This is a genomic window from Streptomyces sp. NBC_00554 (assembly GCF_041431135.1).
In the GTDB taxonomy this organism is placed as follows: domain Bacteria; phylum Actinomycetota; class Actinomycetes; order Streptomycetales; family Streptomycetaceae; genus Streptomyces.
Genome location: NZ_CP107800.1, coordinates 50,718 through 74,298, shown reverse-complemented (window position 1 = coordinate 74,298; position 23,581 = coordinate 50,718). Strand labels below are relative to the sequence as shown.

Genomic DNA, 23,581 nt, shown 5'->3' with positions numbered 1-23,581 from the left:
TCCGTCACCGACCGCCCAGCGGCCGGCCCGGGGCTGCCTGTGACGACCGAGCGGCGAGGGGAGGGCGCGCGGATATGAGCACGACCGAAAAGGCGCCACAGAGTGCGCGCACCGTACCGCCCAGGGGCGAACGCATCGCCGACTGGGCGGACGGGCGGCTCGGGATCTACCACTTCCGGTTCCTGATCCGGAAGGTGTTCCCGGACCACTGGACGTTCATGTTCGGGGAGATAGCGCTCTACAGCTTCATCGTGGTGATCATCACCGGCGTGTGGCTCACCATGTTCTTCGACCCGAGCATGACCGAGACCGTCTACAACGGATCACACGAGCCGATGCACGGCATCCCGATGTCCCAGGCCTACGCCTCCACCCTCCGCATCAGCTTCGATGTCCGCGGCGGCCTGCTCATCCGCCAGCTGCACCACTGGTCGGCCCTGATCATGATCGCCGCGCTCATGATCCACACGCTGCGGCACTTCCTCACCGGATCGTTCCGCAGGCCGCGCGAGGTCAACTGGCTGATCGGCTTCACGCTGCTGGTCCTGGTCACCCTGGAAGGCTTCATCGGGTACTCGCTCCCCGACGACCTGCTCTCCGGCACCGGCCTGCGCATCGCCGAAGGCGTCACGCTCGCCATCCCGGTGGTCGGCACCTATCTGACGCTGTTCCTGTTCGGCGGCGAATACCCGGGGCACGACATCATCCCCCGGTTCTACAGCATCCACATCCTGCTCATCCCGGGCATCGTGCTGGCGCTGGTCACCGTCCACCTGATCTACGTCTTCTATCACAAGCACACCCAGTTCCGGGGCCCCGGCCGCACCGAGAACAACGTCGTCGGCCAGCCCCTGATGCCGGTGTACACGGCCAAGGCCGGCGGGTTCTTCTTCCTCGTCTTCGGCGTCCTCGCGCTGCTGGCCGGCATCGCCCAGATCAACCCCGTGTGGACCTATGGCCCCTACCGTGCCGACCAGATCTCCCAGGGCTCCCAGCCCGACTGGTACATGGGCTTCCTGGAAGGCGCCCTGCGGGCCATGCCCGCCTGGGAGTTCACCGTCCCGGGCGGCTACACCGTCAACATGGGCGTCCTGCTGCCGGCCGTCATCCTGCCCACCGTCATGATGGCCGTGTTCGCCCTGTGGCCGTTCCTGGAGGCCTGGGTCACCGGCGACAAACGCGAGCACCACCTCCTGGACCGGCCCCGCGAAGCGCCCGCCCGCACCGCGTTCGCCTGCGCCTTCGTCTCCCTGTACCTGGTGCTGTTCTTCGGTGGCGCCAACGACCTGCTGGCCGAGCGCTTCCACCTGTCCCTGAACGCGATCACCTGGACCGTCCGCATCGGGGTGTTCGTCGTCCCGGCGCTGACGTACGTCATCACCCGGCGGATCTGCCTGGGCCTGCAGCTGCGGGACCGCGACAAGCTCCTGCACGGCCGCGAGACCGGCCGCATCAAGAGGCTGCCGCACGGCGAGTTCGTCGAGGTCCACGCACCCCTGGACCGCGACCAGGCGTACACCCTGCTGTCCCGGCAGCACCCCGAGATCCTGCCGGCCCCCGCTGCTTCCGACGACGACGGCGTGCCGAACCCGAACGCCCGCAAGGAGATGCTGCGCCACCGGCTCAGCCGCTGGCTGCACGGCGGCCAGATCGCGCAGCCGACCGCTGAGGAACTGCGGCACGCCCTGGAACACGGCCACGCGCCCGGCGGCCACGCCTCGTCCAACGGCCACGCCGCGTCCAACGGGCAGGCCTCGTCCAACGGGCACCTGCCGGCCGGCGGGCCGGCCGCCGTCGAGGGACGGGAGCCGGACAGCGAAGTGCACTGACCCGGCACCACCACGCACAGGACCGGGCCCCGGACACGGCGGCGCGGGTGATCAGGGGACGGTCACCCGCGCCGCCGTCGTTTTTCACCGCCGGCCGCCGCCCCGAAAGCGCGGGGGCGGACGTCCGTACCGCCGCTGGATCCCCGCACCCGGCGGGGGACCGGCCCGCGTTCCGGCTCTCCGGCGGCCCTGCCCCAGCATCCACGGAGGCCCGATGAACCGCACGCCCTGGCGCCGGGATCCACCCCGGGCCGAGTCCATCACGGGGGCACGTACCGGCCTGACCCAGGCCGTGCGCGGCCGCCAGCGCCGCTATGTCGCGGCCATGCTGGTGCGCAGCGCCTGCGTGGTCCTGATGGCCCTCACCTGGAACCACTGGCCCGCCGTCGCGGTCTGCGCCCTGGTGGGCGGGGTCGTCATTCCCTACGTCGCCGTCGTCGCCGCTCAGGCCGGATGGCAGCAACAGCGGGGCGTACGGGCCGAGTTGGCCCGGCCCGCCGCCGAGGAACCCGCCACCCGCGTCGTCCTCGAACCGACCCTGATCCTGCCGCCGGAACGCAACACGACGGGCTGACCGGGCACGCGGCCACCGCGCCGCGCACCGGACCCGCCCGACGGCGACGGCGACGGCAGCGGCAGCGGCGGTGGCCCGCGAGGGCCCCGCCCCGGGTATCCCGCCGAGGAGAGCCGCACGGGGGGCGCGCCCCCCTTTTTTTTTGCGGCGGGCGGCGGGCGCGGCGCGACACCGGGTAGGCCCCCGGCCCCAACGGCCCAACGGCCCAACGGCCCAACGGCCCAACGGCCCAACGGCCCAACGGCCCAACGGCCCAACGGCCCGACGGGCAGGGGGGCCGGGGGGCCGGGGGAGCAGGGGAGCAGGGCGTCGCGCACGGCCACCGCGGTACGCCAACGCCGCTGCACCGCCTGCCGGAGCGCAGGCGGTGCAGCGGCGTTCACGTCCCCGCGGCGGCCGTCGGGACGGCCGTGGTGCGCGGGTGCTCAGTGCTCCGGCAGTTCCGCCGGCCGGTTCTGCCAGGGACGGCACACGCCCAGGAAACAGGCGATCGCGGCCAGGGCGCTGCCCAGTTGGACCACGGCCATCGGGATCGCCGTCTCCTTGCCCGCGATCCCGACGAGCGAGGAGGCGACCGCGCCCATGACGAAGCACGACGTACCGACCAGTGCGGAAGCGCTGCCCGCGGCGTGCGGGGTGCGCATCAGGGCGAGCGCGTTGGTGTTGGGCAGGATCAGGCCCAGCGAGGAGATCATGACGAACAGGCAGGCCGCGATCGCCGCCGTGCCCGGGTCGCCGAAGACGCCGCGTGTCACCAGCAGCAGCACGAAGGCGCCGGCGGCGAGCACCGTCAGCCCGCACCCCAGGGTCTTGTCCAGCCGGACCCGGCCCACCAGGACCTTGCCGTTGAGCTGGCCGGTGAGCAGCAGCCCGAAGGAGTTGAGGCCGAACAGCAGGGAGAAGGTCTGCGGGGACGCCCCGTAGATGTCCTGGATCACGAACGGCGAGGCGGCGATGTAGGAGAACAGCGCCCCGTACGCGAAGCCGTTCGTCATCAGGTATCCGGTGAAGACCCGGTCGGCGAACAGCCCGCGCATGATCCACAGGGCTCCGCGCACCCCGCCGCGCTGCCGCCGCTCGGGCGGCAGGGTCTCCGGCAGCCGGCGCCAGACCAGCACGGTGAGCGCGATGCCGATCGCGGTCAGGACCAGGAAGATGCCCCGCCAGTTGGTGAAATGCAGGACCTGTCCGCCGATGACGGGCGCCAGGATCGGGGCGATGCTGGATATCAGCAGCAGGGTGGAGAAGAACCGGGCCATCGCGAGGCCGTCGTAGAGGTCGCGCACGACGGCCCTGGCGATGACGATCCCCGCCGACCCGGCCAGGCCCTGCAGCACCCGGAAGGCGATCAGCAGCTCGGCGTTGGGCGCGAAGGCGCACATCACGGCGGCGACGACGTAGACCATCAGCCCGGCCAGCAGCGGCCGGCGGCGCCCCCACCGGTCGCTCATCGGGCCGACCACGAGCTGCCCGGCCGCCATGCCGGCGAGGCATGCGGTGAGCGTCAGCTGGACGGTCCCGGCATTGGAGCCCAGGGTGCGGGTGACCTCCGGCAGGGCCGGGAGGTACATGTCCATCGACATCGGCGGCACCGCGGCGAGAGCGCCGAGCAGGTAGGTGACGAAGAGCCCCGTCCGGCGCAGCGACTTGTCCGAGCCGGCCGCCTCGCGTCTGATCCTCGCCGGGGACCGCACCCCTGGAAATCGCTTCCTTTTGGCGGTGGCTTCCTCGGCTTGCTGAGACATGCGCCCTCCGCGTCAAGTCGTTACATGGCTAGGGCCGATGCTCGCAGCAGGGCGCTACAGAACCGGCAGCGCGCGGGTGGCGCCTGAGGCGGGGCGATACTCCGGCAAGGTTGTTGATCCGCCGGAGTCGAACCTCATCAGTGCGCTGCTCGAGTTTCCCTCGGAGCGGCCCCCTTCGCTTTCCGGCGGCCTTGGCGCGGGTGACTTTCCCGTGTCACTATTCCTGCACGCCTTCCCTGCCCAAAACCCTTTCCGGGACAGCGGATTGAGCCCGCGTCCACCGGTTCTGCACCGGTGGGACCGCATCCGTGCCAGGTCGGCACAGGTTTCCCCTCGCACCCCTCGCATCATCTCCCCGCGCGCCGCGGCACGGCCCGCGCGGCCACGCAACGGCCGTACGCAGGGACAACGTGCTGTCCGGCGCCGGGCGGCGAAGGGCCTTCCCAGCTCGCCGAGTTGGCCGTCCACCTCCCCGCCCACGCCGTGGCGGCCCGACGGGAACCACTCCGGAAGCTGTGCGCAGATTCCTCACGTACAGAAGGCAGACTCTAGAGAAAGTAGAGCCCAGATATGCCAAGGCTATGCAAGCCCGCGGTGAGCGCTCCGGAACACATCATCACGATGGAAGAAACTCTCGAGTTCGCCGCGAAAGCCCATGCGGGAAAGCCGCAGCTTCCGCTGGCGCTCCGGCTGATCCGGAACACCGGAGTGCTGAAGCGGCATATCGTCCAGCCGATCGAGAAGACGCTCCGGCACCCGGGCCTGACCGAACGCAACCGCATCTACGAGGCCGAGTCCAAGAGGTGGACGCCGCCGGTCATCGAAGAGGCACTGAAGAACGCCGATGTGGCGGCCCGTGACATCGACGCGATCATCTACGTGTCGTGCACCGGCTTCATGATGCCGTCGCTGACCGCCTGGCTGATCAACAAGATGGGCCTGCGGTACGACACCCGGCAGATACCCATCGCGCAGCTGGGGTGCGCGGCGGGCGGCGCGGCGGTCAACCGCGCCCACGACTTCTGCCTGGCCCACCCCGGCAGCAACGTCCTGATCGTCTCGTGCGAACTGTGCTCGCTGTGCTACCAGCCCGACGCGGACGACATCGGCTCGCTTTTGTCGGACGGGCTGTTCGGCGACGCGGTCGCGGCCGCCGTGGTGCGCGGCAACGGCGGCGTCGGCATCGAGCTGGAGCGCAACGCCTCCTACCTCATCCCGCACACCGAGGACTGGATCTCCTACGCGGTCAAGGACACCGGCTTCCACTTCCAGCTGGACCGCCGGGTGCCCGGCACCATGGAGCCGCTGGCCCCGGTGCTGCGGGAGTTCGCCAAGGACCACAGCTGGGACGCCGGCAACCTCGACTTCTACATCGTCCACGCCGGCGGTCCGCGCATCCTGGACGACCTCGCCAAGTTCCTCGAGGTCGACCGCCAGGTGTTCCGCCACAGCTGGTCGACGCTGACCGAGTACGGCAACATCGCCAGCGCCGTCGTGTTCGACGCGGCCCGCCGCCTGTTCGAGGAGGACACCCCCCTCCAGGACGCCACCGGACTGATCGCCGGCTTCGGCCCCGGCATCACCGCCGAGATGGCGCTGGGCCGCTGGAGCGCCGACACCCCCGCAGAGCTGGACTGAGCCCGACGGAATCAACCGGCAGCCCCGCTCGAGTGAAACTCTGTGCGGACAAAGGAAGCTGACCACATGACTGGCCTCATCCTCCCGCCCGGTCAGGGCCGAAAGCTGATCACCAAGGCGCAGGAAGTGACCTTCAAGGCCACCCAGGCGCACGGCTCCTCCATATCGATCTTCGAGGTGGTCGTGCCGCCCGGGTTCGATGTCGGGGCGCATGTCCACGGCGATTCACAGGAGTTCTTCTACGTCCTTGAGGGCGAGCTCCAGCTCCTGGCCTTCGAGCCGGCCCGGCGCACCGGGAAGGACTGGCACGAGTGGGAATCGCCCGACGGGGACCGGGCCGTCCTCGCCACCGAGGGCGCCTGCATGTTCGTACCCCCCGGAACTCCGCACGCCTTCCGCAACGCGTCCGCCGAGCCGGCGCGCATGTTGTTCCAGTGCTACCCCTCACCCGTTCACGAGCTGTACTTCGAGGAGATCGCGGAGATCTGGGCGGCCGGGGGGACGGACCCCGACGCCATCGACCAGATGCGCCGGCGCTACGACGTCAGCCAGATCACGCCGCAGCGCTACGACCCGCCCGTCCTTCCCGATCCCCAGTCCTGCGAATCGCGCGGAGCGTAAACAGAGATGAGCGACATCGACAAGATCCCCCTGGTTTTCGCGAGCCTGGGGACACAGGAACTGGCCGCCGTCGCCGAGGTGTTCGCCTCGGGCTGGCCGGCCGGCCAGGGGCCCAGGGGCAAGGCCCTGGAGGCCCAGCTGAAACAACGTTACGGAGCCGGTGACGCGGTCGCGGTGAGCAACTGCGGCGCCGCCCTGCACCTGGCGATGCTCGCGTTCGGCGTGCAGGGCGGCGACGAGGTCATCGTCGCCGACTACACCTTCCCCGCCCCCGCCCACGCGGTGCGCTACGTCGGCGCGACGCCCGTCTTCGCCGACGTGCGCGCCGACACCGGCACCGTGGACCCGCAGTCGGTGGCGGACCTGGTCACCTCCCGCACCGTCGGCATCATCGCCGTCGACACTGTCGGCCTGCCCGCGGACTACACGCAACTGCAGGCCATCGCCGACCGGCACGGCCTGTTCCTCGTCGAGGACGCGGCCTGCGCGGTCGGCGCGACCTACCAGGGACGCGAGGCGGGCGCGCTGGCCGAAGTGGCCTGCCTGTCCTTCCACGGACGCAAGGGCGCCACCAGCGGCGAGGGCGGCGCACTGATCGCCACCGACCCGGCGATCGGCGCCAAGGCACGGCAGCTGTCCTCGTTCGGCATCGGCAGCATCTTCGACATGGGCCAGGTCATCGGCCTGCCGATCCCCGAATTCACCGAGATCGGCTACAACTTCAAGCTGTCCGACATCGCCGCGGCGATCCTGCAGGTGCAGCTCGGCCGCATCGAGGAGCTCCTGCAGCGCCGGCGCGCCGTCGCCGCCCGCTACGCCGAACTCCTCGCGGACGAGGAACTGCTGACGGTGCCGCACGTGCCCGCGGACCGCACCCACGCCTGGCAGTCCTACCTGGTGACGCTGGATGCGCGGGTGGACCGCGGGGCCGTCGCCACCGACCTGCGCGCCCAGGGCATCGGCACCCTGCACGGCACCTGGGCCAGCCATGTGCAGCCCGCGTTCGCAGCCCGGCAGGTGTGCCCGGTCTCAAAGGATCTCTTCCAGCGCAACCTCGGCATACCCATGCACGCCGAGCTGACCATGAGCCAGGTCGAGCGGGTCGCCGAGGTCCTGCGCACCGCGCTGCGGACCCACGCGCAGCCCGCCCGAACCCTGAAGGGAGCGGCATGACGAACAACCAGCCTGCACCGGACGGTGTGATGAGGCTGATCAACGGCTACTGGGCCACCGGCGTCATCGGCGCCGCGGCCACCCACCGCGTCTTCACCCATCTGGAGAACGGCGCGGGCACGGCCGTCGAGGTGGCCGCCCGCGCCGAGATCTCCGAGCGGGGCGCACAGGGCCTGCTGGACGGCCTGGTCAGCGTGGAGCTGGTGGTGCTGGAGGCGGGACGGTACCGCAACAGCCCCGAGGCGTCCGCCTTCCTGGTGGAGGGCACGCCCGCCTCGCTGGCCGGCTTCGCCAGGCTGAAGCTGCAGCACACGGGCAGCCTGGCCGACCTGCCGGAGGTGGTCCGGCTCGGGGGACCGCTGGCGGGCGGTGAGACGGAGGTGGCCGACAACCCGCACTGGGAGGGCATCGTCCCGGCCATCGCCGCGGTGTCGGTTCCCGCCGCGGACGCCGGTGTCCAGGCACTCGGCATCGCCGACGCGGGGGAGATCTCGATCCTGGACGTGGGCGGCGGCTCGGGCATCTACTCGTCGATCTGGCTGAAGGCCAATGCGGCCGCCCGCGCGACCCAGCTCGACTGGGAGCCGATCAACGCGATCGCCCGCCGGCTGGTGGCGGAGCACGGCGTGGGGGACCGCTTCACCACCCTCGACGGCGACTTCCACACCACCGACTTCGGCACCGCGCAGTACGACATCGCGGTGTACTCCCACATCGCCCACCAGGAGAACGCCGAGAGCAACATCGAGGTCTTCACCCGGCTCCGCGAGGCCCTCAAACCCGGCGGCGCCCTGGTGGTCGCCGACTACATCGTCGACGACCAGCGCAGCGCTCCCGCTTTCCCGCTGCTCTTCGCCCTGGAGATGCTCCTCAAGAGCAACGAGGGCGGCACCTGGCGGCGCTCCGACTACCGCGACTGGCTCGTCAAGGCAGGCTTCGAGGACGTCTCCTTCCACGCCGCGCCGCCCGCCACGATGGTCATCGCCCGCTAGGGCCTGTCTGCCAATTCCCGTCTGCCTCGCGACGCCATGCACGCACTCTCACCGCACCGGGCGCAGACCCAAGTACGTCCAGTACGAGGGTCTACGCCCGGCACGCCGAGAGCACGCACCTACTGCGACACGAGCTGCTGCCGCAGCGGGCGCGAGGCCGCCCTCCGGGCGACGACGGGAATTGCCAGACAGGCCCTGGCAGGAATGCAGTTCGCCCCATGGCCGGCTCAACGCGATCCGCGCCAGCAACCGAACGGTGGGTATATGCGGGACAACGCCGGCCCGGCAGATGTTTACCCGGTCATCGAGGAAGTCTCCCAACTGGTGGGAGTCTCCTGCTCGCCGGACACGGTCCGTTCGATCCTGTCCGCGTACGGGGACACGCTCGCGCAGGCCGTGGTCGCCTTCCGGGTGGCGACCAGCGAGCGCAACGCGGGAGATCTCGACTGCCGTTTCACCATGCTCCCGCCCCACCTGGACCCGTACGCCGTCGCGCTGTCGCACGGCCTGATCGAGGCGACGGACCATCCCGTCGGGAGCCTGCTGGGGGAACTCCACCGGGGATTCCCCATCGGCTTCAGCGGTATCGACTTCGGCGTGGTCGGCGGCTTCAAGAAGACCTGGTCCTTCTTCCCGCTCGACAATCTCCAGCCGCTGTCCGAGCTGGCCCGACTGGAGTCGATGCCGCCCAGCGCGGCGGGCAACCTGCCCTTCTTCACCCGGTACGGCCTGGCCGACCGGGTGAGCCTGGTCGGCATCGACTACCGCAGCAGGTCGGTGAACCTGTACTTCGGGGCGGCGCCCGCCGAGGTCTTCACCCCCCGCTCGCTCACCTCGATCCTCAAGGAGGCCGGACTGCCCGGGCCGAGCGAGCGGCTGCTCCGGTTCGCCACCCGGGCATTCGGCATCTACGCCACCCTGACCTGGGACTCCCAAAAGGTCGAGCGGATCACCATCGCGGCCATGACCGCGGATCCGCTGACCCTTCCCGTCACGGTCGAGCCGGCCATCGAGGACTTCCTGAAGAACGCGCCGTACAGCACCGACGGCCACCAGTTCGTCTACGCGATCACGTCGGCGCCCTCCGGCGAGTACCACAAGCTCCAGTCGTACTACCGATGGCGGTCCCAGGTGGAGACCACGCTGCTGGTGCCCGACAGCGAGTAGCGGCACGCCGGCCGCCGCGGCCGGCGTGCCCCGTGCCCCAGCCCGACCCTGCCGAAGGAAACGTCTCATGAACCTTGCTCTGTGGATCATCGCGGGAGTGCTGGGCGCAGCCTCCCTGGCGGGCGGTGTCCAGAAACTGGCCCAGCCCAAGGAGAAGCTGGCCGCCGCCGGCTACGGCTGGGTCGACGACTTCGGCGCCTCCGGCGTCAAGACCATCGGCGCCCTGGAGGTGCTGGCCGGGCTGGGCCTGATCCTGCCCGCCGCACTCGACGTCGCTCCGGTGCTGGTGCCGCTCGCCGCCACCGGCCTGGTGCTATTGATGATCGGCGCGGCCGTCACCCACGTGCGCCGCGGCGAGGCCCAGTCGATCGCGGTGAACGCCGTCCTGCTCGCCGTCGCCGCCTTCGTGGCCTGGGGCCGCTTCGGCCCCCACTCCTTCTGACGCGAACTCCCCGACACACAAAGGAAACTGACGGACCGTCAGCACCCCTTGTGCGCAGTTGCATCCCGCACCGAGCCGAGGACCGCCCGAACGTCCACCGCCCACCACATAAGGAGACAGTCCCGATGAAGGGCTCTGTGGCCTATCACTCGATACAAAAACGCGGTCTCCACATCGGCCTGCTGCCGGAGATGGCCGCCGCCGTCAACCCCTCGACACCGATCACCCTGGACCATGACCTGGGCGTCCTGCCCGAGGCGGGACGCCGGCTGACGGTGGCCCAGTACGCCGAGTACGTCGACGACCTGGCAGGGCGCCTGTGGGCGGCCGGTGTCCGGACCGACGAGCACGTCGTGATCTACAAGACGGCCAACGCCGACCACTGGATGCTCGCCGCCGCGGTGTCCCGCATCGGCGCCGTCGTCGTGAACCTGTCGCCGGCCCTGGACGCCACGACCGTCGGCGTCCTGCTCGAGCGGGTCGGCCGGCCGACCCTGCTCACCGACGGGGACAAGCTCGACGTCCTCGCCGACCTGCCGCTGGCCGACCTCACCCGACGGGTCATCAGCTCGGCCGGCGACCGGCCGGGGGCGATCCCGCTCGCCCAACTCGCCGGCGCACCGCGGGTCAGGCCGGTCGTGCGGCCGATCGACGAGGCCGCCGTCATCACCCACACCTCCGGCACCACCGGGATCCCCAAGCTCGTGGTGCACACGCCCCGCACCCAGGGCATCCGCCTCGTACCGCAGTGGCGGCTGCTGTCCCTGATGCGCAAGAAGGAGACCGTCGCGATCAACGTGCCCTTCGTGCACTCGCGGATGGTCGCGGCGATGTCCCTGGCGCTCCTCAAGGAGTACCCGGTCCTGCTCATGCGGGAGACGGCTCCCGCCGAGGTCGCCGAGCAGTTCGTCACGCACCGCCCGGCCTTCGTCGAGGCGCTGCCCAACTCGCTGATGGAGTGGGAGGAACTGGCCGAGGACCCGCGGGCGCCGTTCGGCTCGGTGAAGGTCTTCAGCAGCACCTTCGACGCCATCCACCCCGCGACGATGAGCAAGCTGCTCAAGGCGTCCGACCGGCGAGGGGCCCTGTTCTTCCAGATCTACGGGCAGAGCGAGGTCGGACCGGCCGTCGGCCGCGCCTACTTCCGGCACTCCGCCCACAAGGCGAACGGGCGCTGCGTCGGCTGGGCCATGCCCAAGGGCGCCGCCAGGATCCGCGTGGTGAGCCGGGACGGGAACACCCCCTGCGAGACCAACCCCGGCTACATCGACGTCGCCTGGGACGGCATCGCCAAGACCTACTTCGGCGAGCAGGACCGCTACGACACCAACCGCGACGGCCAGTGGTGGCGGACCGGGGACGTCGGCTACCGCACCAGGTTCGGCTGCCTGCACATGCTCGACCGCGAGGTCGACATGATCCCCGGGATACGCAGCTCCCTTCAGATCGAGGACGTCGTGCTGGGCCGGCTGAGCGAGCTGACCGAGCTGGTCGTGGTGCAGGGCCCGAACTCCGAACCGGTCCCGGTGATCTGCACCGTCGACGACAAGCCGCTGGACTTGGCCCGCTGGCGCGCGGCCGCCGCCGCCTTCCCCCAGCTCGCCGACCCCGTGCAGATCCCGCAGGCCGAACTGCCCAGGACCGCCACGCTCAAGGTGCAGCGCCTCGCGCTGGCCCGGCGGTTTCAGGCACAGCTCCAGGAGCAGGCGTGAGCAGTGACCGGCACACCACCGAGGCTGTGACACCGACCGACGTGAGGGGGACCAGCGCCGTGACACCGCACGCCGTGCTCGCCCGGTTCCGCGAGTACATGGTGGGACCGTCGCGGTTCATGACCCTGCTGTCCGTCTTCGAGCTGGGCGTCGTCGACGTACTGCGCGAGAGGCCCGGCCTGACGGCGGCCGAGCTGGGAGAACAGGTCGGCGCCAAGGCCGACGCCCTCGAACAGCTGCTGTTCCTGCTGGTCAAGGAGGGCTTCATCGCCCAGGACGAGACCCGGGGCACCTACCGCCTCGAGGGCCTCGCGGACGTCGCCGAGGGCGACCTCGCGCGGGCCCTCGCCTACATGAACCTGATCAAGGTGGTGGCGCTGCGGCAGCTGTTCTACCTCACCGAGTCCACCCGGACCGGCACCGTCGTCGGCCTCAAAGAGCTCTACGGGGCCGAGGGCACGCTGTACGACGCGGTGGCCGACCACCAGGACCTGAACGACTCCTGGCTCAAACTGATGAACACGGTCACCGCCAACATCGACCCCTGGTTCTTTTCCGCCATCGACATCCCCTCCGGCGCCCGGGTGCTCGACGTCGCCGGCAACACCGGCCTCGGGGCGATCCACACCTACCGGCACAAGGAGTCTCCCGGCCTGCGGGTGACCACCTTCGACCTGCCGGACAAGGAGGCCAAGGCGCTGGCGAACTTCCGGGCCGAGGGCCTCGAGGAGCACCTGTCGTTCATCGGCGGCAATGTCTTCGACGAGATCCCCCAGGGGTTCGACGTCGTGCTGATCAAGCACTTCCTGGACATGTTCGACAAGGACAACGTGCTCAGGATCCTGCAAGGGGCCAACAAGTCGCTCGAGGCCGGCGGCCAGATCCACATCCTGGTGCCGGTGTACCCCGAGGACATCAAGGAGACCGACAACTACAACGTCGACTTCTTTCCGGCCTTCTTCCTAGGCGCCGCCATGGGCCAGGGCGGTCCGCAGAAGCTGTCGGTCTATCAGAGCCTGCTGGAGCAGGCCGGGTTCAAGGTGACGAAGGCGGTCACCAAGGACGCCGCCGAGATCCCGCCGGACGTCATTCCCGTCCAGGCCGTCCTGAGCGCCACGAAGATCGCCTGACCGGCCGGTCCGCGACAGCTGCCGAGCAGCTGTCGTGACCGGCGGATTTTTGCCGGTCACGGCCGCGTCCTTGAGGCCGGGCACGACTCCTGCGCCCAGGGCGTCGACGGCGCCTCCTGCGGCGCGCCGGTGTCCATCGGCGCACAGTCCCCGGACGGCATGGGCCCCTTGCCTGCGCCCCGACGGCAAGACCCAGGTCGGCATCGAGTACCTGGGCCATCGCCCGGTCCGCCCGCCCCTGATCTTGAGTGGGAATCCCGGCCTTCAGGCCGGGCAGGAAACGCATTCCGGTCGGCGGAGCCGCGAAGCGGCGTATTGCGTTGCACATCTGCTTCGGCAGCGGCCAGGGCTCGGCCGTCATGAGACTTCTCGGAGTTGAGTGAGAAGCCCCCTTGCTTATGAGGGGGAGGAGTCACGAAACCCCCGGTCACCCCCACAATCCGCCTCTGGCGAACCAGGGGCAGTTCACCCTCGAGCGGCCGCCCCCGCTGCTTTCCGCGCTCCATCATCGGCCACGCACCTTGAAGGTGGCTGGAGGTCTGATCGACGCCGGCTCGTCACGCAGACCCTCGCCGCCCGAAGTCGCGCACAATGACTGAGGAATTGCCTGCCCAGAATCCACCTTGTTTTCGGGCAGGGCGCCCGGTCCTTCAGGGCCGGGGTGAATGCTCGATCCCGCGTAGCGGGGCAGGGATGGCCGAATCGCTGACCATGCTGGGAGCGTCCCTCACGAACCGCCGCGGCCTTGATGGCTTCGTGCAGATCGTCGGGGAGTCGAGGATTGAAGTTGACCATAGACATAATCGACCCGTGGCGAGGTTCCGTATGTACCCGACATGTGCGCAGGGAGAGCAGATGCTCTTGCACTGCGCGCACGCCCGGTACGTGTGGAATCTTGCGGTCGAGCAGCATGCGCACTGGTACAAGGGCCGCAAGGCCGCGCCCGGTTTCGCCGAGCAGTGCCGTCAGCTCACCGAGGCCCGGCGTGACAGCGATTGGCTGCGGTCCGGGAACGCCGACGTGCAGCAGCAGGCATTGAAGGACTTCGCCAAGGCCAAGGCCGCAATATTCACGTCCGGGTTCGGTGAGCCGACCTGGCGCAAGAAGTACCGGCATGAGGGGTTCCGCGTCATCGGTACCGATCGCGTGCCGGAGTCGGAGCCGGACGGTACGCCAAAGCTGAACGCGAAGACCGGCAAGCAGGTGATGGGCCGGTCCGTGGTGGTGCAGAAACTGAATCGCCGGTGGGCGCAGGCCAAGGTGCCCGGATGTGGTTGGGTCCGGTTCCGTCTCACCCGAACCGGGCTGCCCGAGGCGAAGACGTTCCGGGTCACGTATCGGAACGGCCAGTGGCACATCGCGTTCGCGGTCATCCCCGAGCCGGTCACTGCGCCCGGTACGGGTGAGGTCATCGGTATCGACCGGGGCGTGAAGATCACTGCCGCCCTGTCGGACGGCCGGATGCTGAACTGCCCGCAGCTCACCGTCAAGGAGCGGGCCCAGATCCGCAAGCACCAGCGCCGAGCCGCCCGCGCACCCAAGGGCAGCGAGCGCAAGACCGCCGAGTACGCGAGGATTGCCCAGCTCAAGGCGTGTGAGGCAGACCGGCGCAAGGACTGGTGCGAGAAGACCAGCACCATGCTCGCCCGCACCTATGACCTCGTGCGGTTCGAGAAGCTGAACATCAAGAACATGACCCGCTCGGCCAAGGAGACGGTCGAGAAGCCCGGCAAGAAGGTCCGGCAGAAGGCTGGGCTGAACCGGGCGATCCTCGCCCAGGGGTGGGGCCTGCTCCGCCGGCGCACCGAGCACAAGGCTCCCGGCCGGGTCGAAGACGTACCTGCCCCGTACACCTCCCTGCGATGCAGCGCCTGCGGATGGATCGACAAGAACTCGCGCAAGAGCCAAGCCGAGTTCGTCTGTTCATCGTGCGGCTTCACCTGCAACGCGGATGAGAACGCAGCAATGAATGTCGCGGTAGGACAGGGCGGGATTCCTCGCCCCCGGAGCTCAGCCGGTACCGGAGGGGTGACAGCGGCCACCGGCCGTTCGAGTGCCCGTGAACCTCAACCCAGCTGGGTTGGAATCCCCCTCTTCTAAGAAGGAGGGGGAGGATGTCAAGACAGGTGAAATGCGCCCGTGGAAATGGAGAGTTCACGGATGGCGAACGAGAGGGTGGGCGCCGGAATCGCGAGCCCCGGCACTCCGGATGCGTGGCGCATCGCGGAGCTGGAACGCGAAGTCCAAGAACTTCGCCGCACCAACAAGGCGCTGCGGAAATACGTGGACGGAGAATTCGAACCCGATCCCGGAATCGCGGCGCCCGGCCGGGCGGCCGCGGGAATCGGCGTCACGAACGGCGTCACCAAGGGCGTCGCACCCGCCGGCCGGAACCATGCGACCGCGGCACCCGGGCGAGCGGAGGACGCCCGGCGGGCCACGGAGCGGCCGCCGCAGCTGCCCGCACCGCGCCCCCCGGTCGCGTTCCGCGCCCTGGGCCCGATCGAGGCCGCCGTCGGCGGCCGCCTCGTCGGCCTGGGGGCGCCCAAGCAGCGCGCCCTGCTGGCGCTGCTGGTCAGCAAGGTGGGCCGGCCGGTCGCCTTCGACGTGATCGTCGAGGAGCTGTGGACCGGACCCCCGCCGCCCGCGGCCCTCTCCTCGCTCCACGCCTATGTCGCCAATCTGCGGCGGGTGCTGGAGCCCGGCCGCGCGCCCCGGACACAGCCGACGGTGCTGCGCACCTGCGGACGCGGCTATCTGCTCGACAGCCGGGCCGTCGAGGTCGACGTACACCGCTTCAGCGAACGGGCCGTCGCCGGCTGGCAGGCGCTGGACCGGGGCGATCCGCACAGCGCGGTCCACGAGTTCGAGGGGGCGCTGGCGCTGTGGCGCGGGCCGGCCTACGCCGAGGTCGCGGACACCGCCTATGTGCGGCCGGACGTGGCACGGCTGGAGGAGCTGCGGCTGTCGGTGGTCGAGGGGCGCTGCGCGGCCCTGCTCGCGGCCGGCGCCCACGAGATCGCGGTGGCCGAACTGGAGGCCTTCGTCCAGGACCATCCCTTGCGTGAATACGGCTGCGAACTGCTGGGCCTGGCCCTGTACCGGGCCGGCCGGCAGGTCGACGCGCTGGCGGTGCTGCGTACCAACCAGCGGCGGCTGGCACAGGAGTTGGGGATCGATCCGCGGCCGGCGCTGCAACTGCTGGAGGAGCAGATACTCAACCACGCGCCCTCCCTGGACTGGCGACCGCATCCCCGGCCGGCCACGAAGCCCGCCCGGCGCCCCGCGACCGTGCCGGACCAGCGCGGACCGCACTGGAGCGCCCGCCGCCAACCGCCCCCTCACGGGCTGCTGCCGCGGGGCGACTTCCTCCGCGCACCCCTGCCGGCCGAGCTGTAGCCGTACGCGGCGCACCCCCGCACCGGGCCACGCATCCGCAGCCCGGCCGGGCGGGGAACCCGTCCGGCGGCGAGAAGCCTCGTACCGGACATCGCAACCCTCGGCGAACTGCCCGCCCCCGCCGGTGAACTCACCGCGCAGCGCCTCGATCCCGACGCGATCCGCGATGGCCCGAGGCCACCCACCGGCTTCCCCTTCCCCCCTTCCTCCCTTCCCCGTTGTCTCATTGCCGCGCCGCCGGCCGTCTCAGCCATGACGACAGCGAGCGTCCCGGGGCGGCGGGGACAGCACAACGCACCACCCCCGGACCCGATCCAGGGATGGTGCGCCGACGTGCTGTGGGGGTCAGCCGCCGGTCATGCCTTGGCGGCCTCGGGGGCGGGCACTGCAGCGGGCGCCGGAACGGGGGAGGGGTCGGGTACTTCCGCCAGTACGCCGGCGGCCTCCGCGTGCGCGTCCCGCTTCTCGGCGCTCACCTTCCCGAGCAGGAACAGGGCGATGAGACCCGCGGCGGCCAGTACGCCCGCGGCGACGTGCAGCGCCAGGGCGAATCCGTCGGAGGCGACCGCCGGGAGGTTGCCCTCCGCCGCGTGGTCGTTGACGTAGCGCAGGGCGATGGGCACCAGGGTGGCGAGGCCGAGCGCCGCGCCGATCTGCTGCATCGAGGTCTGCACACCGGAGGCCAGTCCCGCGTCCTGCCCGGTGACCTCGTGCAGTCCGCCGTTGATCAGGACGGGGAAGCCCATGCCGTTGAAGAGCGCGAACACGACGAGACCGGGCATGACCCCGCCGAGGTAACTGGCGTCGGGGGCGAAGCCGTTGGCGGCGATGAACTGGCCCAGGGCGGCGCCGAAGAAGGCGATGACCACGATGGGCTTGACGCCGATGCGGGGCATCAGCGCGGTGGACACGCCCATGCCCAGGCCCGTCGCGATGGTGAGCGGAATGTAGGCCAGGCCCGTCTCCATCGGCGAGTAGTGCAGCACCTGCTGGAGGTACAGGGTGGCCACGAAGGCGTAGGTGTAGAACGACGCGAACGACATCATGCTCACGACGTTGCTCGTCACCCGCGTGCGGTTCCGGAAGAACCGGAGCGGGATCATCGGTTCGGGCACCCGCGACTCCCACACGGCCGTGAAGACCAGCGCGGCGATTCCGCCCAGCAGCGGCAGCAGCACCTGCGAGGAGCCCCACGAATTGTCGGCCGCCTCCAGCAGGCCGTACACGATCCCCACCAGGCCGGCGGTGGTCGTGAGCGCCCCGAGCAGGTCCAGCCGCTGGCCCTGAAGGCGGGCCATCCGGCTCTCCGGCATCAGGCGCGGAATCACCACCAGTGCCAGCACCACGATGGGGATGTTGATGTAGAAGACCCAGCGCCAGTCGATGAAGTCGGTCACCAGTCCGCCGACGACCGAGCCGACCGCCCCGCCGAGGGCCGCCAGCCCGCCCCAGATCCCCAGGGCCTTCGCCCGCTCCTTGGGGTCGGTGAACAGCACGGCGATGAGACCGAGCGCGGCCGGCGCGGCGAGCGCCTCGCCGAATCCCTGGAGGAACCGGCCGGCGACCAGCAGACCGGAGGTGTTCGCGGCGCCGCACATGACCGAGGAGACGCCGAAGAGCAGGACGCCTGCCACGAAGACCCTGCGGCGGCCGAGCAGGTCGGCAACACGCCCGCCCAGCAGCAGGAATCCGGCGGCCATCAGCAGATAGCCGTTGACCACCCAGGCCAGGCCCTCGGTGGAGAAGCCGAGGTCGCTCTGGATGTTGGGGAGCGCGATGTTCACCACGGTGACGTCCAGCATGAGCATGAACTGCACCGCGGTGAGTACAGCCAGCGCTTTCCAGCGCCGGGGGTCGCCGGCGGTGTGGCCGCCGGCCTGGTCGGGTGAATCTTTGAGAATACTCATGACGTTGGTGGTCCTCCCAGGGATCCGGGGCTGGACGGTTCCTTCCGCTGGTTCTGCCGTCGGCCGGTGTCTTTTTGCTAGCCGACGATGTAGCGCTCGATCGTGGGCGCGAGGAGTTCGACGATCTCGTCCACGGAGGCCGACGCGATCGGCTCCACGCCCAGGACGTAACGCATCAGGAACACGCCCCAGAGCTGGGCGGCCGACGCGTTGATGTGGATCGCCTTGATGCTGAGCTTGCCCGCGAGCCCGTCGATGCTCAGCGGGTCCTCTTCGAGTGCGACGCCCGCCTGTGCGAAGACCTGGGCGGAGAACAGGTTGCGCATCGGTTCCGCGCCCTCTTTGTCGGAGGTCGCGGTGCGCAGGGCCTGGAGGAGCTGCGGCTGCCACTCGGAGTCCTCGAAGAATTCCAGGGTGAGCCGGACGATGTTCTCGGCGAGCTTCTCGCGCGGCCCGTTGTATGCCGCCGCGCCGGCCTTCGCGAATGCCTGCCCGTACGCGGTGATGATGGCCGACGCTTCTTCCACTTCGGTTGCTGTGGACATGTCCTTACCCTCCAGGTGGAAACCGTGGCTTTCGCGGAATGGTCGCCCGTCCCGCTTGCAGCCGACTCGATGGGCACTTGACGCGGGCTCGGCGCCCGCCGGCGCCACAGCCGCAGACCCTGCGACGCAGATGTCTGCCGGGGATGTCCGGCGGACTTGGTGACGGCGGCCGGCTTATGACGCGCCGTCGTCCCGGTTGGCGGCAAAGGCGGCGTTCGACGACTCCTGCGCCTTCTGGTAGTAGGCGGCGAGCTTGTAGTACGCCTTGCCGGACGGTGCCAGCGCGACGGCGGAGACGAACTCGCGGCCGCCGGCGTACACATGGGGCACGTCACGCGCGAACTTCTCGATCTCCGGGTCGAAGGGAGCGGGAAGCTCCCCCGGGTCCTGGGTCTTCACGGAGAAGCAGATGCGCTCGACGGCCGAGGAGTCCCAGTTGAAGGTGGGGTACATGGAGAACGATCGCCTGATGAACTCCGCGACCTGGGCGTCCGGCTCCGGGAACCCGAACGCGCGCAGCAGCGAGAGCTTGGTGTCCGTCTCCACCGCTGCCGCGGCGAGGTACACGTTCAGCGTGTTCTTCCGGTAGTTGACGCCGATGGCCGACACCTTGTCGTCCAGGCCGAGGCCCGTCAGCAGGCTCACATGCCCGGCAAGGCCGGGCGGCATGGACGGGATGCCGGCGAACTTCTCCAGCGGCGGGAAGTCGTCGAGCGGGAAGAACGCGTAGGACTTCTTGAAGCCGCCGATGATGCCGTACTCGACGCCGTAACTCGCGATCGCGCAGCGCGCCTGGATCTGGGCCAGCAGTGAGCCGACGGGGTGGTCCGTCTTCTCGATGAGACCGTTCGCCAGCGCGGAGGCATAGGGATCCGCGTTCCTGGGGGTCACCGAGAAGTCGAAGTCGAGCTCCCCGCGATGGCGTTCGCCGGCCGCCATGCTGAAAACGATGTGGGATCCGGGGAGTTCGTCCCCGAATGCCTTCAGAACGGGGGAGAGCCGGCCGGGCGAACAGGGCACGTCCAGCAGCCGGGCCGTTTCCTCAACCGCCGAATAGACCTTATCCAATCCAGCGGGTCCTGGCATGAGCTCCTCCAAGGGTCAGCCTGTATGTGCGGCATGCGCCACCACCCTCGCTCACCCCGCTTGGCGATGACTTGGCGACCGTTCGGGAACCCCCGGCCGGTTTTTTTTCCCCGCCTGTTCGCTGGCGTTCCGCTCGGCTTCCGCTCCAACCAGGCTCCACCTCTGCTGCATTCGCGCCGCGCACGCTGACGCAGCCACCCCCTCCGCCTTTTGCGTGTTTCCGTTCCAGCGCACACAAGCCCCGTCCAAGGAGATGTGTCGTGACCACTGCAGTGACCCGCCGGGCCGCCACCGGCCAGGAGCCGGCCGCCTCCGCGCACCAGACCGTCGAGGACCTGCTCCAGCGCGTCGAGCACCGGCTGCAGTCCTTCCTGGCGGCCGAACGCGGCCGCTACGCCGAGGTGCACTCACACGCGGTCGTCGCCATCGATGCGCTGTCCGACCTCGTCACCGCCGGCGGCAAGCTGATCCGCCCGGCCTACTGCCTCACCGGCTACCTCGCCGCGGGCGGCGAGGCCGGCGCCCCCGGCATCGTCGACGCGGCCGCGGCCCTGGAACTGCTGCACATCTCCGCCCTCGTCCACGACGACGTCCTGGACGACTCCCGCACCCGGCGCGGCCGGCCCGCCGTCCACCTCCTGCACTCCACGCTGCACCGCACACGCGGCTGGCAGGGCGAGTCCCGCCGGTTCGGTGAGGGCGTCGCCCTCCTCGTCGGCGACCTCGCGCTGGTCTACTCCGACGAGCTGATGTCCCACGCCCCCTCCGGAGGGCTCGCCGAGTGGCACCACCTGCGCTCCGAAGTGATGATCGGCCAGTACATGGACGTCGCCGCGGCCGCCGAGTTCACCGCCGACCCTGGCCTCTCCCGGCTGATCGCCCTGATCAAGTCCGGCCGCTACACCATCCACCGCCCCCTGGTCGTCGGCGCGAGCGCGGCGGGCCGCGCCGACCTCGCCCCCGCCCTCGCGCAGTACGGCGAGGCCGTCGGCGAGGCGTTCCAGCTCCGCGACGACCTGCTGGACGCGTTCGGCGACTCCGCGCAGACCGGCAAGACCGCCGGCCTCGACTTCAGCCAGCACAAGATGACCCTGCTGCTGGGCTGGGCGATGCAGCGCGACGCCCGCATCCGCGACCTCATCACCGAGCCGGGACACACCCCCGAGGAGATACGCCGCCGCCTGCTGGACACCGGCGTCCCCCAGGACGTCGAACGCCACATCGCCGGCCTCGTCGACCAGGGCTGCGCGGCCCTCGCCGACGCGCCCCTGGACCCGGTGTGGCGCGGCGAACTGACGAACATGGCCCTGCGCGTGGCCTACCGGAACAAGTGACCCGCCCCAGTACGGCAGTTGGAGGAAGAATGTCGGAAACCATGCAGCTGGCGGACCTCTTCGCCGGTGTCGAGGAATCGGCGGGGCTCATCGGCGTGGCCTGCTCGCGCGAGAAGGTCTGGCCCGTCCTCAAGGCGTACGAGGACGTCATCGGGCAGGCCGTCATCGCCTTCCGGGTGGCGACCGACGCCCACAACGAAGGGGAGTTCGACTGCCGCTTCACCATCCCGCGGCACATCGACCCCTACGTCCGGGCCCGCGACCACGGCTTCATCACGGAGACCGGCCGCCCCGCGGAGACCCTGCTCTCCGACATCCAGCGGCACTGCCCCATCGACAGCTACGGCATCGACTTCGGGATCGTCGGCGGCTTCCGCAAGATCTGGGTGTACTTCCCCGGCGGCGCCGGCCAGAGCCTGGCCGAACTGCGCGACCTGCCCTCGATGCCGCCGAGCCTCGCCGAGAACTTCGCCTTCTTCGCCGACCGCGGCCTGGCCGACAAGGTGGACGTCGTCGCGATCGACTACCGCAACGGCACCGTCAACCTGTACTTCACCGGATTCCCCGACCACCTGCGCCGGCCGTCGGAGATCCTGGCGATGCACCGCGCCACGGGCATGCCCGACCCGAGCGGGCAGATGCTCAGGTTCTGCGAGAAGTCCTTCGGCTTCTACGCCACGCTGAGCTGGAACTCCCTGAGGATCGAACGCATCGCCTTCAGCGTGAAGACCCGCGACCCGCTGGCCCTGCCCGCCCAACTCGGCCCGAAGATCGAGCACTTCGCCAGGAGCGTCGCGTACGGCGGCGACGACCCCAAGATGGTGTACGCGGCCATGACGTCCTCCGGCGAGGAGTACTACAAGCTCCAGTCGTACTACCGGTTCCAGGCGCGCAGCCGGCTGGACCTGATGCCGTCGATCGACCATGCCGCCGACGCCGCGTAGCGCCAGCGGCCCCGCGGAGTTCCGGTTCAGCCGGATGGAGCGCCTCCTGCGCGGCCACCCGGTGCGCACCGTGTCGGTGGACGGCGTGGCCGCCGAGTTCGTCACCGATCCGGCCCTGGTCCGCCGCGTCCTGGTCAAGGACGACAAGCACTACGGCAAGGGCGAGCTCTTCCAGAAGGCCAGGATCCTCAGCAGGGCGGGGCTGCTCGCGCAGGACGACGCCCTGCACCGGCACTACCGGCGACTGGCGCATCCGTATCTGCGGACGGCCGCGGTCACCGGCCACGTCCCGGTCATGGAGGAGATTGCCCGGGACACGGTGGCCTCCTGGCGTCCCGGACAGCCGGTCGACATCCAGGCCCAGATGTGCCGGGCGGCGAGCGGCATCGCGCTGAGCACCCTCCTCGGCACGCTGCCGCGCGAGACGTCGAACATGCTCGGCGAGCACCTCGCGGCCCTGTCCTGGGAAATGATCAGAAAGCCGCTGTACGGGAACGCGGCCCGCTCGCAGCAGCCCACCCGGCGGCTGGCGGGGGCGTTCACCGCCTTCCGTTCGCTGCTCGCCTCATGCGTCGCGGGCCGGCTGAACTCCCCGGACACGGCGGCGGGTTATCTCTCGGCGCTTTTGACGGACACCGGGCGGGACGGCACGCCCGCCCTGAGCGCCGACCAGATCTGCGACGAGGCCGTCATGATGCTGACCGCGGCCACCGTCACCACCGCGTCGGTGATGTCGTGGGCCCTGTACATGCTCGCCGAGGACCCTCTGGTCGAGGAGAAGGTCCTCAAGGACCTGGCACAGACCGCGGGCGGGGGCGCGGGCGGGGGCGTCCGGTCCGGCCACGGGCAGGGCCCGCCCGGCTATGCCCTGCGGTTCCTGATGGAGGTGCTGCGGCTCTACCCGCCCGTGTGGATCACCTGCCGGAAGACCCTCTCGGGGGTCACGCTGGGCGAGCACGCGTTCCCCGCGGGCACGCATGTGATGTTCAGTTCCTATCTGCTGCACAGGGACCCCGGCCGCTACCGGGACCCGCACCGGTTCGACCCGGACCGCTGGCTCTCCGTCAGGCCGACCGCGCAGGACGCCTCGTACATCCCCTTCGGCGCCGGAGCCCGGGGGTGCGTCGGGGAGGCGTTCGCCTGGAGGGAACTGGAGATCCTGCTCGGCGCGGTGGCCCGGGAATGGCGGCTGACCGTCCGGCCCGGCAGCCGGGTCCGCGCGGCGGCTCACACCACGCTCCACCCGCAGCGGCTGCTCATGGTCCCCCAGCCGCGGTAGCCCGCCCTCCCGCAGCCGCGGCAACTGCCCACGCCCCCCTTTTCCGATCGCGCGCCCCGACCAG

19 protein-coding genes are annotated in these 23,581 nt (G+C 70.1%); 15 read left to right on the top strand and 4 right to left on the bottom strand.

Annotation, left to right across the window (positions count from 1 at the left end):
- Nucleotides 1–74: 74 nt before the first annotated feature.
- Nucleotides 75–1,829, top strand: coding sequence for a cytochrome bc complex cytochrome b subunit (locus OG266_RS44755; RefSeq protein ID WP_371553368.1), 1,755 nt, complete (start codon nt 75–77; stop codon nt 1,827–1,829).
- A 214-nt stretch (nt 1,830–2,043) separates the two neighbouring features.
- Nucleotides 2,044–2,403, top strand: coding sequence for a DUF3099 domain-containing protein (locus tag OG266_RS44750; RefSeq protein WP_371553366.1), 360 nt, complete (start codon nt 2,044–2,046; stop codon nt 2,401–2,403).
- 425 nt (nt 2,404–2,828) lie between these two features.
- Here the strand turns inward: OG266_RS44750 and OG266_RS44745 are convergent, their stop codons facing one another.
- Nucleotides 2,829–4,148: a multidrug effflux MFS transporter gene (locus OG266_RS44745; protein ID WP_332880870.1), complete on the bottom strand. Its 1,320-nt coding sequence runs from the start codon at nt 4,146–4,148 to the stop codon at nt 2,829–2,831.
- Between the two features lie 621 nt (nt 4,149–4,769).
- Between OG266_RS44745 and OG266_RS44740 the strand changes: the two genes are divergently transcribed.
- The 10 genes from OG266_RS44740 (at nt 4,770) to OG266_RS44695 (ending at nt 16,422) form a co-directional block, all read left to right on the top strand.
- The gene (locus OG266_RS44740) at nt 4,770–5,786 is read left to right on the top strand and encodes a type III polyketide synthase (RefSeq protein ID WP_329543431.1); all 1,017 of its coding nucleotides are present in this window, start codon (nt 4,770–4,772) and stop codon (nt 5,784–5,786) included.
- A 66-nt stretch (nt 5,787–5,852) separates the two neighbouring features.
- Entirely contained in the window at nt 5,853–6,407 is a 555-nt protein-coding gene (locus tag OG266_RS44735; RefSeq protein WP_329543430.1) for a cupin domain-containing protein, read from the top strand.
- A gap of 15 nt (nt 6,408–6,422) precedes the next feature.
- Nucleotides 6,423–7,580 (top strand): DegT/DnrJ/EryC1/StrS family aminotransferase, encoded by a 1,158-nt coding sequence (locus OG266_RS44730; protein WP_371553393.1) that lies wholly within the window; start codon nt 6,423–6,425, stop codon nt 7,578–7,580.
- Nucleotides 7,577–8,572, top strand: a complete 996-nt coding sequence (locus OG266_RS44725; protein WP_332880872.1) for a class I SAM-dependent methyltransferase — start codon at nt 7,577–7,579, stop codon at nt 8,570–8,572. The genes OG266_RS44730 and OG266_RS44725 overlap by 4 nt, the downstream gene beginning before the upstream one ends.
- Nucleotides 8,573–8,836: 264 nt before the next feature.
- Nucleotides 8,837–9,739, top strand: a complete 903-nt coding sequence (locus OG266_RS44720; RefSeq protein WP_332880873.1) for an aromatic prenyltransferase — start codon at nt 8,837–8,839, stop codon at nt 9,737–9,739.
- Between the two features lie 67 nt (nt 9,740–9,806).
- On the top strand, nt 9,807–10,181 hold the full coding sequence (locus tag OG266_RS44715; protein WP_371553363.1) for a DoxX family protein: 375 nt from the start codon (nt 9,807–9,809) through the stop codon (nt 10,179–10,181).
- Between the two features lie 125 nt (nt 10,182–10,306).
- The gene (locus tag OG266_RS44710) at nt 10,307–11,893 is read left to right on the top strand and encodes an AMP-binding protein (protein ID WP_371553361.1); all 1,587 of its coding nucleotides are present in this window, start codon (nt 10,307–10,309) and stop codon (nt 11,891–11,893) included.
- A complete protein-coding gene (locus OG266_RS44705; protein WP_371553359.1) occupies nt 11,890–13,023 on the top strand; it encodes a methyltransferase in 1,134 nt (377 codons plus the stop codon). The genes OG266_RS44710 and OG266_RS44705 overlap by 4 nt, the downstream gene beginning before the upstream one ends.
- Nucleotides 13,024–13,716: 693 nt before the next feature.
- Entirely contained in the window at nt 13,717–15,123 is a 1,407-nt protein-coding gene (locus OG266_RS44700; protein ID WP_371553357.1) for an RNA-guided endonuclease InsQ/TnpB family protein, read from the top strand.
- Nucleotides 15,124–15,183: 60 nt separating this feature from the next.
- Entirely contained in the window at nt 15,184–16,422 is a 1,239-nt protein-coding gene (locus OG266_RS44695) for a BTAD domain-containing putative transcriptional regulator (protein ID WP_371553355.1), read from the top strand.
- 356 nt (nt 16,423–16,778) lie between these two features.
- Here the strand turns inward: OG266_RS44695 and OG266_RS44690 are convergent, their stop codons facing one another.
- From OG266_RS44690 to OG266_RS44680, 3 genes are all read right to left on the bottom strand, one after another.
- Entirely contained in the window at nt 16,779–18,329 is a 1,551-nt protein-coding gene (locus OG266_RS44690; RefSeq protein WP_371553353.1) for a DHA2 family efflux MFS transporter permease subunit, read from the bottom strand.
- Nucleotides 18,330–18,406: 77 nt separating this feature from the next.
- Nucleotides 18,407–18,874, bottom strand: coding sequence for a hypothetical protein (locus OG266_RS44685; protein WP_326718141.1), 468 nt, complete (start codon nt 18,872–18,874; stop codon nt 18,407–18,409).
- Between the two features lie 174 nt (nt 18,875–19,048).
- A complete protein-coding gene (locus tag OG266_RS44680; RefSeq protein ID WP_371553350.1) occupies nt 19,049–19,960 on the bottom strand; it encodes an aromatic prenyltransferase in 912 nt (303 codons plus the stop codon).
- A 260-nt stretch (nt 19,961–20,220) separates the two neighbouring features.
- Here OG266_RS44680 and OG266_RS44675 point away from each other — a divergent pair, with 260 nt between their 5' ends.
- From OG266_RS44675 to OG266_RS44665, 3 genes are read left to right on the top strand one after another with little or no spacing between them, the layout of a single operon-like run.
- Nucleotides 20,221–21,294 (top strand): polyprenyl synthetase family protein, encoded by a 1,074-nt coding sequence (locus tag OG266_RS44675; protein ID WP_371553348.1) that lies wholly within the window; start codon nt 20,221–20,223, stop codon nt 21,292–21,294.
- Nucleotides 21,295–21,323: 29 nt separating this feature from the next.
- Nucleotides 21,324–22,238 (top strand): aromatic prenyltransferase, encoded by a 915-nt coding sequence (locus OG266_RS44670; protein ID WP_371553346.1) that lies wholly within the window; start codon nt 21,324–21,326, stop codon nt 22,236–22,238.
- The gene (locus OG266_RS44665) at nt 22,219–23,517 is read left to right on the top strand and encodes a cytochrome P450 (protein ID WP_371553344.1); all 1,299 of its coding nucleotides are present in this window, start codon (nt 22,219–22,221) and stop codon (nt 23,515–23,517) included. The genes OG266_RS44670 and OG266_RS44665 overlap by 20 nt, the downstream gene beginning before the upstream one ends.
- The last annotated feature ends 64 nt before the right edge of the window (nt 23,518–23,581 follow it).